This window comes from Methylobacterium sp. Leaf123 (assembly GCF_001423405.1).
Classification (GTDB): Bacteria; Pseudomonadota; Alphaproteobacteria; order Rhizobiales; family Beijerinckiaceae; genus Methylobacterium.
The window spans coordinates 97041-109692 of the sequence record NZ_LMNS01000036.1; the positions used below are offsets into that span (position 1 = coordinate 97041).

7 protein-coding genes are annotated in these 12652 nt (G+C 69.2%); 4 read left to right on the plus strand and 3 right to left on the minus strand.

Going from position 1 to position 12652, the window contains the following annotated elements; translation table 11 throughout:
- Positions 1 to 2 precede the first annotated feature (2 nt).
- On the plus strand, positions 3 to 401 hold the full coding sequence (locus tag ASF53_RS17600; protein ID WP_056201293.1) for a DNA-binding transcriptional response regulator: 399 nt from the start codon (positions 3 to 5) through the stop codon (positions 399 to 401).
- Positions 402 to 411: 10 nt separating this feature from the next.
- On the opposite strand, the gene ASF53_RS17605 is transcribed toward ASF53_RS17600, so the two are convergent.
- Positions 412 to 3561, minus strand: coding sequence for an efflux RND transporter permease subunit (locus ASF53_RS17605; RefSeq protein ID WP_056201297.1), 3150 nt, complete (start codon positions 3559 to 3561; stop codon positions 412 to 414).
- Between the two features lie 140 nt (positions 3562 to 3701).
- Here ASF53_RS17605 and ASF53_RS17610 point away from each other — a divergent pair, with 140 nt between their 5' ends.
- Positions 3702 to 4907, plus strand: a complete 1206-nt coding sequence (locus ASF53_RS17610) for an efflux RND transporter periplasmic adaptor subunit (protein ID WP_056202002.1) — start codon at positions 3702 to 3704, stop codon at positions 4905 to 4907.
- Between the two features lie 210 nt (positions 4908 to 5117).
- Positions 5118 to 5939, plus strand: a complete 822-nt coding sequence (locus ASF53_RS17615; RefSeq protein ID WP_056201300.1) for a class I SAM-dependent methyltransferase — start codon at positions 5118 to 5120, stop codon at positions 5937 to 5939.
- Between the two features lie 60 nt (positions 5940 to 5999).
- On the opposite strand, the gene ASF53_RS17620 is transcribed toward ASF53_RS17615, so the two are convergent.
- Together ASF53_RS17620 and ASF53_RS17625 are read right to left on the minus strand one after the other, a co-directional pair.
- Positions 6000 to 8075: a methyl-accepting chemotaxis protein gene (locus tag ASF53_RS17620; RefSeq protein ID WP_056201303.1), complete on the minus strand. Its 2076-nt coding sequence runs from the start codon at positions 8073 to 8075 to the stop codon at positions 6000 to 6002.
- 138 nt (positions 8076 to 8213) lie between these two features.
- A complete protein-coding gene (locus ASF53_RS17625) occupies positions 8214 to 8912 on the minus strand; it encodes a glutathione S-transferase family protein (protein WP_056201306.1) in 699 nt (232 codons plus the stop codon).
- A 302-nt stretch (positions 8913 to 9214) separates the two neighbouring features.
- Here ASF53_RS17625 and uvrA point away from each other — a divergent pair, with 302 nt between their 5' ends.
- The gene (gene uvrA, locus ASF53_RS17630) at positions 9215 to 12280 is read left to right on the plus strand and encodes an excinuclease ABC subunit UvrA (protein WP_056201309.1); all 3066 of its coding nucleotides are present in this window, start codon (positions 9215 to 9217) and stop codon (positions 12278 to 12280) included.
- Positions 12281 to 12652 lie beyond the last annotated feature (372 nt).

Here is a 12652-nt window from a genome sequence, read left to right on the forward strand (position 1 = left end):
TCATGGATCTGCCCGTTCCCCCTGCCCCGAACGGCGACGGGCGGCCACTGGCACTCGTCGTGGAAAGCGAAACCGCCGCGCGTATCGAAACCGCGGATCGTCTGACGGCGGCGGGCTTCGAGGTGCTGGAGGCTTGGAGTGTGCAGAGCGCGCTCCTCCAGATCGAGCGCCATGCCGGTTTGTGCTTCGTCGTGGTCGATGCCGACCTGCCCCTGATCTTGCCCGAGGCCCGGTTCGCCCTGACCTGCGAGATCGCCCGGCGCCGGCCGGGTCTCGCCCTCATCGCCCTCTCGGCCGGTCCCTCCCCCGACGCCGGCACATTGCCCGCGGGCGTCCGCTTCACGGCAAAGCCCCTCACGCCGGCCTTTGCCCGGGAGGCATTGGCGAAGCTCTGCGCCTGACCGACGGCGCTTACGCCGTCGCGCCCTGCTGCTTCTCGTCCGGCTCGCTCGCCTTCGCGCCCTCCCCCCGCAGCCGCTCGGCGGCGACGTAGAAGACCGGGGTGACGAACAGGGTCAGGATCGTGGCCACCAGCAGGCCGCCGATCACCACCGTGCCCATGGAGAGCCGGGCATTCGCCCCCGCCCCGCTGGCGATGGCCAGCGGCACCGAGCCGAGGATGAAGGCGAACGAGGTCATCAGGATCGGCCGCATCCGCATCCGCGTGGCGTGCTTGGCCGCCTCCAGCGCGTCCTCGCCCTGTCGGCGCAGATCCTCGGCGAAGGAGACCAGCAGGATCGCGTTCTTGGCAGCCAGGCCGACGAGGAGCAGCAGGCCGATCTGTCCGAACACGTCGAGCGGCATGCCGCGCAAAGCCAGGAAGCCCACCGCCCCGAAGATCGCCAGCGGCGTCGCGAGCAGGATCACCAGCGGCATCCGCAGGCTCTCGTACTGCCCGGCCAGAAAGCAGAAGATCATGAACACGCCGAGCCCGAAGATCAGCGGCGCGACGTTGCCGGCGATCTTTTCCTGATAGGCGATCTCGGACCACTCGATCGAGGTGTTGCGCGGCAGCTCCTCGGCCAAGGCCTCGATCGCCTCGATCACCGTGCCGGAGCTGGAGCCGGGGGCGATCGTCACCGCCACCTCGATCGCCGGATAGGTGTTGTAGGACAGGACCGCCGTCGGCCCGCTGCTGAACTTCGCCTGGACGAGGGAGCCGAGGCGCACCGGCTCGCCCTGCGCGTTGAGGACGGTGAGCGCCTCAAGATCCTGGAATAGGCGCCGCCCGGACGCATCGCTCTGGACATAGACCTGATAGACGAAGCCGAAGCGGTTGAAGAGGTTGACGAAGCTCGACCCGACATAGGTGCCGAGCGCCTCGAACAGCCGCGCCAGCGGCACGCCGAGCTGCTCGGCCTTGGCCCGGTCGATGTCGAGGCGGAGCTGCGGCACGCCCCAATCGGTGGTCGGCGTCGCATTCGCCACCCCCGGTAGGGCGCGGATCTTCTCGATGAAGCCGGTCGCGGTCTGCGCCAGACCGAGGCCGCCATTGCCCGAGCGGTCCTGGATCTCGAGCGTCAGGCCGCCGCGGGAGCCGAGCCCCGGCAGGGGCGACGGGGCGGCGATGCGCACCTGCCCGTCGGGATCGTGCTTGAAGCGCTCCTCCATGTCGCGGATCAGGTCGTCGACCGTGGTTTTGCGCTCGTCCCAGGGCTTCATCACCGGGATGTTGAAGCCGTAGAACGGGGCCACCGTGTCGGCGAGGAAGCTGCGCCCGCTGACGCCGATGGTGTGATCGACGTCGTCGCGGGCACGCAGGACTTCGCCGAAGCGGGCGTTCATCGCCTCCGTGCGCTGCACCGAGGCGCCGAGCGGCATCGCCACCTCGGCGTAGAGGTAGCCCTGGTCCTCGTCCGGCACGAAGCCGGTGGGGCGCTGCATCAGAAGCAGCACGGTGGCGCCGGCGAACAGCGCGAACACGGCCAGTGTCAGGGCGATGTGGCGGGAGAGCCATCCGATCGTACGGGCGACAAAGCCGGCCGAGCGCTCCAGGGCGACGTTGAACCAGTCCAGCGGCTTGCGCCACCAGCGCGTCTTCTGATGCCCGTCCTTGGCGTGGGGCTTCAGGAGCAGGCCGCACAGGGCCGGTGTCAGGGTCAGCGAGACGATCGCCGAGATCAGCACCGAGATGGCGATGGTGAGCGCGAACTGGTTGTAGAGCTGGCCCGTCAGGCCGGGGATGAAGGCCACCGGCACGAACAGGGCGGCGAGCACCAGCGTCGTGGCGATGACCGGGCCGCCGATCTCGTTGACCGCCTCGCGGGAGGCGGGCTTGGGCTCCATGCCCTCGGCCATCAGGCGCTCGGTGTTCTCCACGACGATGATCGCGTCGTCCACCACGAGCCCGACGGCGAGCACGAGGCCGAGCAGGCTCAGGGTGTTGAAGGAGAAGCCGAGCAGTGCCATCGGCCCGAAGGTGCCGATCAGCGCGATCGGCACGGCGATGGTCGGAATCAGCGTGGCGCGCCAGTTCTGCAGGAAGAGGTAGGTGACGACCGTGACGATCAGGATCGCCTCGAACAGCGTCCGCACCACCTCGTAGATCGCCTCCTTCACGAACTCGGTGGAATCGAGCGCGATGGAGTAGTGCAGGCCGGGGGGGAAGCGCTCGGCGAGATCCGCCATGGTCTCGCGCGTCCCGTTCATCACCTCGACCGCGTTGGCGTCGGGATTCTGGAAGATGCCGAGCGTGGCCGAGGGCTTGCCGTCGAAGTTCGAGGTGACGCCGTATTGCTCGGAGCCGAGTTCCACCCGGGCCACATCCGAGACGCGCACCACCGAGCCGTCAGGATTGGCCCGCAGGACGATGTTGCCGAACTCCTCCGGCCGCGTCAGCCGGCCCTTGGTGACGAGCTGCAACTCGAACGGCGTGGCGCGGCCCATCGGCAGCTTGCCGAGCGAGCCGGTCGTGATCTGTGCGTTCTGCGCCTGGATCGACTGGAGCACGGTCTCGGTCGAGAGCGCCAGCGCCTCCATCTTGGCCGGATCGAGCCAGACGCGCATGGCGTAGCGCATGTTGGAGAAGTTCACGATCCGGCCCATGCCGGTGACCCGGCGCAGGGGCTTGATGACCTGGGTCTCGGCGTAGTTGGCCAGGAACAGCTCGTCGAAGCCGGTGCTCGGGTCGGCGTAGAGCACGACGTTGCCGAGCCGCTGGCGCGAGGATTTCTGGATCTCCAGCCCCTGTGCGCGCACCGCCTCCGGCAGCTTCGCCTCGGCGCGGCTCGACCGGGTGAGCACTTCCGCGGCGGCGGCATCGAGGTTCGAGCCGACGGCGAAGGTCGCGTCGATCGAGACGCTGCCGTCGGTCGAGCTCGTCGATTGGATGTAGATCAGGTTCGGCGCGCCGTTGATCTCCTGCTCCAGCGGGATCGCGATCGACTCGTAGGCCTGCTGGGCCGAGGCGCCGGGATAGGTCGCCTGGATGTTGATGATCGGTGGCGCGATCTCGGGATACTGCGCCACGGGCAGCGTCAGCCCGGCGACGATGCCGATCACTGTGATGATGACGGAGATCACGCCCGCGAGGATCGGCCGGTCGACGAACGTGGAGAACATTCGGTGGGCCGACTCCCAAGATTCAACGTGGCCGTGAAGGACCCGCGTGCAACGTGTTGGGACTCAGCGTGTTCCCTCCCGTGTCGCGCCTGGGACAAATCCGGTGGGCGCTCCCGTTCTGATGCTGGAGAGTGGATTTCGTGCGGTCAGGCGTCGGCTTCGTCATCACCGGCCTCGTCGTCGGCGCCCTCGGAATCGCCGGAGGGGCGTGGTGGGGGGCGGGACATCCGATCCCCGGTTTCCTCGCCCATCACTTCAAGGTGTCGAGCCGGGCCGGGCCCAAGAAGAAGGAAGAGCCGCGGCTGGCGGTGAAGGCGGTGCGCGCCAGCCGCCAGGACGTGCCGGTCGCCTTTGAATATACCGGCACCATCGTCTCGCCCCGTGACGCTGCGTTGCAGGCTCGGGTGACCGGCTTCGTGGTGGAGCGCCCGTTCGAGCCCGGCGGCCATGTGAAGAAGGGTCAGGTGCTGTTCCGCATCGACCCGCGCCCGTTCGAGGTCGCCCTCAAATCGGCCGAGGCCCTGCGCGATCAGGCCAAGGCCACCGTCTCCTTCGCCCAGGCCGAGGTGAACCGCACCGAACAGCTCGCCGACAAGGGCTTCGCCACCGAGCAGCGCGCCCAGCAGAACCAGTCGAACCTCGCTACCGCCGCGGCCAAGCTCGAAGAGGCGGAGGCCGCCATCGCCCGCCAGCGGCTGAACCTCGAATACGCGGTGATCCGCGCGCCCTTCGACGGGCGCTCCAGCCTGTCCATGGCCAATATCGGCGACATGGTGATTGAGAACCAGACCAACCTCGTTTCCGTGGTGCAGGTGAACCCGATCGACGTGCAGATGGCGCTCTCCTCCGAGGATGCGGAGGCGGTGCGCGTCGCTCAAGGAGAGGGGCGGGTGAAGGTCCAGCTCCTCGATGTGGGGCGCGAGCCCGTGCGCGAGGCCACGATCTACCGGCTCGACAACCGCTTCGATCCTCGCACCGGCCGCCGTCTGGTTCAGGCCTGGCTCGAGAACGCGGACGAGCGCTACCTGCCCGGCCGCTTCGTGCGCGCCCGCATCGAGGTCGGCCGGCAGGATCGCCTCCTCGTGCCGACGATCGCCCTCTCGGCCCAGCTCGATCAGCAAGTGGTCTGGACCGTGGACGACACGGGCACGGTCCACATGACCGCGATCGAGGTCGGCGACGTCTACGGCGACAACACCGCCGTGCTCAAAGGCCTCAAGCCCGACACGCTGGTCGTGACCGACCATCTCCAGAGCATGCGCCAGAACCTCAAGGTCGAGCCGCGCATCGGCGACGAGGTCAGCGCCGTCGGCAGCACGCCCGCCCAGGGCGAAGCGCGGCACTGACCGATCCGACACGCGTACTCCGGGCGCCCGAAAGCGGCCTGGCCCGTATTCTGCCCGGATGGCGGCGGCAACCATAACGCGGCAAATTCCCCGCACAGGCTTGGGCGATGACCTATCAAGGCTGTCGCGCGTCCATGAGATGCTGGTCAGGGTGTCGCCGGTCGTAAATCCGGCGCCGCGAAGGACGGATCTCCCTCGAAAGCCGTTCGAATGATGGTCGATACCAAGTATCTCGACGGATCGGCTCTCTACGGCGACGATCTCGCGCCGGGGGAGATCGCACGCTGGTACGCTCAGGAGGAGCAGGGTTTCTATAAGCTCGCGACCGAGGTCTACAAACTCGAAGCGTCCGGCTCCTACAGCTACGAGTACGACGCGCTGAACGCGGTCCACGGGTTCGACCGGCTGCGCGACCGCCGCTTCGAGACCTGCGTCGCGCTGGGCTGTGCGGCGGGCGACGACGTGGCGCCGCTGGCCGACCGGGTGGACCGGTTCATCGGGATCGAGCCCGCCGAGGAATGGTGGACGGACCAAATCGGCGGACGCCCGGCACACTTCATCAAGCCGCTTGCCTCCGGCGACATCCCGCTGCCCGATGCCGACACCGACCTGTTCGTGAGCCTGGGCGTGCTCCACCACATCCCCAACGTCTCGCACGTGCTGGCCGAGGCGCACCGCATCCTCAAGCCCGGCGGGCTCCTGGTCTTCCGCGAGCCCATCACCTCGATGGGCGACTGGACGAAGGCGCGCTACGGTCTGACGCAGAACGAGCGCGGCCTGCCGCTGCCGTGGCTGCACGACCGGCTCGACGGCATCGGCTTCGACATCGTGCGCGCGGCGCCCTGCATGACCAACGCCCTGGCGAAGATCGCAAGACGAATCCTTCCGGGCCATCTCTATGCCCACCGGGGCTATGTGGCGCTCGACGCGGCGGTGAGCCGTCTGCTCGCCTTCAACATCAGCTATCACCGCACGGCGTTCCTGAAGCGGATCGCCCCCTCGAACGTCTTCATGATCGCCGCAAAGCGCTGAGGCCGTGCGGGCGGGGCGCGTGCGGCTCCCGCCCCGCCCCTTCCCCGCCCTTTGGCCCCGTTACGCCGCCCGGACCTGGGCGAGGAAGCCGCCGACCTCCCTGCGCAGGGCTGCGGCCTGACGGGCGAGGTCGCTGGCCGCGTCGAGCACCTGGCCCGAGCCGGTGCTGGCGTCGTCGGCCGTGTGGGCCACGCCCGCGACGTCCTCCGAGGCGCGGCGCGTGCCCTGCGAGGTCTCGACCGTGGTGCGGGCGATCTCGGCGGTGGCCGCCCCCTGCTCCTCGACCGCGGCGGCGATGTCGTTGGAGATCCGCGACAGGTCGCGGATGGTGCGGGCGATGCCGGTGATCCCCGAGACCGAGGCGCCGGTCGCGGCCTCGATCTCCGCCATCCGCCCGGCGATCTCGTCGGTGGCGCGGGCGGTCTGGGCGGCGAGGCCCTTCACCTCCGCCGCGACCACGGCAAAGCCCCGGCCCGCCTCGCCCGCGCGGGCCGCCTCGATGGTGGCGTTCAGCGCCAGCAGATTGGTCTGGCCGGCGATCTCCGAGATCAGCCCGACGATCCGGCCGACATTGTTGGCGGCGGCGGCAAGGCGCTCGACCTCCCCGGCGGTGCGGGCCGCCTCCGCCTCGGCGGCGTTCGCCGCCAGCGCCGACGAGCCGACCTGGGCGGAGATCTCGCGGATCGAGGCCGAGAGTTCTTCCGTTGCCGCAGCGATGCCGTCGGAGGAGCGCGCTGCCTGGGCCGAGGCCTGCGCGGCCGACGCGCTCAGGGCGGAGGTCTGGCCCGCCGCCGTGCTCATCGCCCGGGCGGCGCCCTCCAGTTGCTGGGCCGCCGCCGAGACCGCCTCGACGATGCCGCCGACCCGCGCCTCGAAGCCGTCGGCCACCGCCATCATCGCCCCGTGGCGCCGGGCGGCCTCCTCCTCGGCGCCGCGCTCCTGCGCCGCGCGGATGCGGGCGCGCTCGGCCACGCTGTCGCGGAAGGCCAGGGCCGCGGCGGCGATGGCGCGCAGCTCGCCCGGACCCTTGACCGGAATCTCGACCTCGGTCTCGCCGCGTCCGATTGCGGTCAGCGCCCGCGCCATCCGGCTCAAGGGGCGCGCGATCGCCGAGCCGAGGCCGAAGGCGAGCACCACCGAGAGCAGCAGGGTCGCCAGCGCCGCCCCGGCCCAGAGCAGGACGGTGCGCTCGGCCTGCGACCGGGCCGCCCCGGCCGCCTGCGCCAAGCCGGCCGTCAGCCGGTCCTCGATCCCCTTCAGCCCGTCGATGCGCTGCGTCGCGAGCCCGAACCAGCCCTTGGCGTCGGTGAAGGCGAGCGTCTGGCCGGGGGCCGTGCCGAGCGCGATGCCGCGGAGCCGGGCGACCTCGCGGGCGGCGTCCGCGGTGTTCGCGGCATCGAGCGCGGCGATCTCCTCCGCGGGGCCCGCGGCGCGGAACAGCCCCTCGAAGGTCGCCTGATCCGATGCCAGCCCGGCGAGCCGGCGCAGGCCTGCGAGATCGATCGCGCCCGCGGCGAACACGGCCGAGGCCGCCGCCCGCTCCTGGCCGGCAAATTCCTTGAGCGCGAGAAAGGCGGACAGGGCGGACACGCGGGCGCCGATGGCCGGGTCGGCCGCGATCTGCGCCACCCCGCGCACGGCCCCGAGGGCCTCCGCGATGATTCCGGTATAGACGGCGAGATTGGCCGGCACGCTGGCCTCCAGCCGGTCCACCGCCGCGCGGTGGCCCTCGATCCCGCCGAGCTTGTCCCGCAGAGCCGCCGCCTTGCGCGCGAATTCCACGTCCGCTCCGGCGGCCCCGAGATCCGCGATCAGGGCGGCGCGGGCCGCATCCGTCAGCCGGCGCTGGGCTGCGAGTTCCGGGGCGAACTGGGTGCCCTTCGAGGCGAGATAGAGGCTGGAGGCGCCGCGCTCCTTCTGCGCCTCGTGGACGAAGGCGCCGATCCGCACAGAGAGACCGACCTGCTCCTCCATCCGCGCCATCGCCCGGCCCTGCCCGGCCCGCTCCGCGACCGCCAAACCCGCGACCGCGCCGAAGGCGAGGCAGGGGATCAGCGCCACCGTGACGATCCGGGCGCGCAGGGAAGAGGGCAGCACCGCGGAGAGGGAGGGCGTCGAGGAAACATGCGAGCGCATGAGGGCACGGTCCGGAGGGGGAGGATGTCCGAACCGTGCTCACACAGCGTAAAGTAAAGATTTAGCCGGGGCGCCATCGCTTAAATTTTACGCAGATCGGTGGTCATTTCAGCAACGAAAACGCTGCAGGAGACGCGATTAGCCTGCGGTGAGGCTGGCGAGTTCTTCGATTCCCCCGCCATCACGGTAGGCCGCGCGGAAGGCCGGGCGCTGCTTCCAGCGCTGCCAGAACCGGTCGATGCCCTCGAAGCGCTCGTCCAGCGGCGTGGCCACCGGCCCGAACTTCGAGAAGGCGATAGCGGTGCACAGCGTGATGTCGGCGAAGGTCGGCTCCGGCCCGCCGAGCAGCCAGTCGCGCCCGTCGGCGAGGTGGCGATCGACGAGCCCGGCATGAGCGATCGCCTCCTTGCGGCAATGCTCGCCCCATTGCGGGTTGCGGGTCAGTTCGAGCTTGTGCCCCAACCCTTCGTGCAACACGTGGAAGGCGGTGGTGAGCCGATAGAGGATCTGCACCCAGATCCGGTCGTCCCACATCTGGTCCTGGCCCTGCTCCAGCGCGCTCTCGCCCAGGATTCTGCGGCCGGGGCAGTGCCCGTCGAGGAAGCGGACGATGCCGGCAGTCTCGGCCAGATAGGTCCCGTCGGGCAGTTCCAGCGTCGGGGTCTCGCCCCAGGGGTTCCGCTTGAGATGGCGCCAGCCGCGCTGCTCGCCGCCCGGTGTCATGTCGTAGATCACCTCCTCGATCCGATCGGCGATGCCCTTCTCATGGCAGAACAATCGGAGCCGCTGCGGGTTCGGGAAGGCGGACGGCGAGGTGTAGACGCGGAATTCGGCCAAGGGTCGGGGCTCCTGTCAGGTCGGACCCCGCAGGTAGGCGGGCGGCCCGGCGCGTCCAGGCGGAACCGGCCGATGTTCCCCGTCTTCCCCCTGGGGCGCGACAGTGCAGCGCGCGGTTCGTGAGACCCCGTCAGGCCGGCATTGCCGTCGTACCCGTTCCGTTCTAGTGGTTTCACGCCGCCCGGAACCCATCTCCGTCCCCGGATACTGTTCCCGCGTGGCACACCCGTTGCCCGCCCGAGCAGAGAGAGCGAGGGCGCCGCATCCGGGCCGCCCGGATCGTCGCAGAGAATTTGTCGACCATGGCCAAAGCCAAAGCTCGCAAGCCTGAGACCGCGGCCAAGGCCGAGGAACGGACCGACGCCCATCTCTCGGCCCTGTTCGACGCGGCGGCCCCGGCGGCGCGCGACACCCGCGTCATCTCGGTGCGCGGCGCCCGCGAGCACAATCTCAAGAACGTCGATCTGACGATCCCCCGCGACCGGTTCGTGGTGTTCACCGGCCTGTCGGGTTCGGGCAAATCGTCGCTCGCCTTCGATACGATCTACGCGGAGGGCCAGCGCCGCTACGTCGAATCGCTCTCGGCCTATGCCCGCCAGTTCCTCGAAATGATGAGCAAGCCCGACGTCGATCAGATCGACGGGCTCTCGCCGGCCATCTCCATCGAGCAGAAGACGACCTCGAAGAACCCGCGCTCCACCGTCGGCACGGTGACCGAGATCTACGATTACATGCGCCTGCTCTGGGCGCGGGTCGGCATCCCCTACTCGCCCGCCACCGGCGAGCCGATCGAGAGCCAGACCGTCAGCCAGATGGTCGATCGCGTGCTGGAGCTGCCGGAGAAGACCCGGCTGTATCTCCTCGCGCCCGTGGTCCGGGGGCGGAAGGGCGAGTACCGCAAGGAGATCGCCGAGTTCCAGAAGAAGGGCTTTCAGCGCCTTCGCATCGACGGCGAGTATTACGCGATCGACGACGTGCCGAAGCTCGACAAGAAGCTCAAGCACGACATCGACGTGGTGGTGGACCGCATCGTCGTGCGCGACGACATCGCCGCGCGGCTGGCCGATTCCTTCGAGACCGCGCTCGAACTCGCCGACGGCATCGCCGACATCGAGTTCGCCGACGCGCCGGAGGGCGAGCAGCCCAAAAAAATCACGTTCTCGTCGCGCTTTGCCTGCCCGGTCTCCGGCTTCACCATCCCCGAGATCGAGCCGCGGCTGTTCTCGTTCAACAACCCGTTCGGCGCCTGCCCGACCTGCGGCGGCATCGGCCACGAGATGCGGATCGACCCCGAACTGGTGATCTCCGATACCGCGCTCACCCTGAAGCGCGGTGCGGTCGGCCCCTGGGCGAAATCGACCTCACCCTATTACGACCAGACCCTCGACGCGCTCAGCCGGCATTTCGGCTTCAAGACCACTGTCGCGTGGTCGGCGCTGCCGGAGCAGGCGCGCGAGGTGATCCTGTTCGGCACGGGCAAGGAATCGGTGCGGTTCGACTACAATGACGGCCTGCGCTCCTACTCGGTCAACAAGCCGTTCGAGGGTGTGATCCCGAACCTGGAGCGGCGCTACAAGGAGACCGAGAGCGACGCTTCGCGCGAAGAGATCGGCCGCTTCATGAGCGCGACGCCGTGCGCCGCCTGCGACGGCAAAAGGCTCAAGCCCGAGGCGCTCGCGGTCAAGATCGACCGGCAGGATATCGGCCAGGTCACCGCCCTCTCGGTGCGCGAGGCGCATCGCTGGTTCTCGGAAATCTCCGGCAAGCTGACGGACAAGCAGAACGAGATCGCGGTCCGCATCCTCAAGGAGATCCGCGACCGCCTGACCTTCCTCGTCGATGTCGGCCTCGAATACCTGACGCTCGCCCGCGGCTCGGGCTCGCTCTCGGGCGGCGAGAGCCAGCGCATCCGGCTCGCCTCGCAGATCGGTTCGGGCCTGACCGGCGTGCTCTACGTGCTCGACGAGCCGTCGATCGGCCTGCACCAGCGCGACAACGAGCGCCTGCTCGGCACGCTCAAGCGCCTGCGCGACCTCGGCAACTCGGTGATCGTGGTCGAGCACGACGAGGACGCGATCCTCCAGGCCGATTACGTGGTCGATGTGGGGCCGGGCGCCGGCATCCATGGCGGCGAGATCGTTGCGCAGGGCACGCCGGAGCAGATTCTCAAGGATCCGGCCTCGCTCACCGCAAAGTACCTCACCGGCGAACTCTCGGTGCGGACGCCCAAAGCACGGCGCAATCCCGGACGCGGGATGCTGCGGCTGGTGGGTGCGCGTGGCCACAACCTGAAGAACGTGACGGCGGAGATCCCGCTCGGCACCTTCACCTGCATCAGCGGCGTCTCCGGCGGCGGCAAGTCCACGCTGATCATCGATACGCTCTACAAGGCGGCGGCCAAGCGCCTCAACGGCGCCCTGGAGCACCCGGCCCCGTTCGAGCGGATCGACGGGCTGGAGCATCTCGACAAGGTCATCGACATCGACCAGTCGCCGATCGGCCGCACCCCACGCTCGAACCCGGCGACCTATACCGGCGCCTTCACCCCGATCCGCGACTGGTTCGCCGGCCTGCCCGAGGCCAAGGCCCGCGGCTACCAGGCCGGGCGCTTCTCCTTCAACGTGAAGGGGGGGCGCTGCGAGGCCTGCTCGGGCGACGGCGTCATCAAGATCGAGATGCACTTCCTGCCCGACGTCTACGTCACCTGCGACGTGTGCAAGGGCAAGCGCTACGACCGCGAGACGCTGGAGGTGCGCTACCGCAACAAGTCCATCGCCGACGTGCTCGACATGACGGTGGAGGAGGCGGCGGATCTCTTCAAAGCGGTGCCCTCGATCCGCGAAAAAATGGAGACGCTGGCCCGCGTCGGCCTGCACTACGTCCGCGTCGGCCAGCAGGCGACCACGCTCTCGGGCGGCGAGGCTCAGCGGGTGAAGCTCTCCAAGGAGCTGTCGAAGCGCGCCACCGGCCGCACCCTCTACATCCTCGACGAGCCGACCACCGGCCTGCATTTCCACGATGTCGCCAAGCTCATGGAGGTGCTCCACGAGCTGGTCGATCAGGGCAACACCGTCGTGGTGATCGAGCACAATCTGGAGGTCATCAAGACCGCCGATTGGGTGATCGACATGGGCCCCGAGGGCGGCGACGGCGGCGGCCGTGTCGTGGCCCAGGGCACGCCCGAGGAGATCGCCGCGAGCACGGCGAGCCATACCGGGCGCTTCCTGCGCGAGGTGCTGGCACGCCGCCCGGCCGGCAAGGCAGCGAAGGACGCGGCCAAGGAGGCTGGCAAGGACGCCAGCAAGACGAAGGCGGGTGCCGCCTCGCGCCGCCGCAGCAATGCCGCTGGCCGGCAGGCCGCCGAGTAACAATCGCCGGCCGATGCGGGCCGGTCGGCGCAACCTGAGAGCGACAGGCTCCTGCACAGCGGGGGAGCCGGGCCGAGGGGACGATTCGGCCGGCTGAGCCGGCCCGTCCGGCTCCCGGTGACGGCGCCGTCGAGGCCGGCCTAGCCCAAAACCGGTCTTCGCACTTGCGCAACTGCCCGGCCCTTTCTGCCGAAGGATCCCGGCCGGATGCGACAGCCAATGACTTGAGGATAATGTACTATTTCGCCTGACTCCCGCCCGCGGGATGGCATTCGTCCAAGATGGACAGCGTTAAGAGGTCGTTAAGCCCTTGGTTGCTCCGCAGCAAAAATGCGGCTTTTGCGCAACGGTAGGGTTCGAACTGCCGAGATT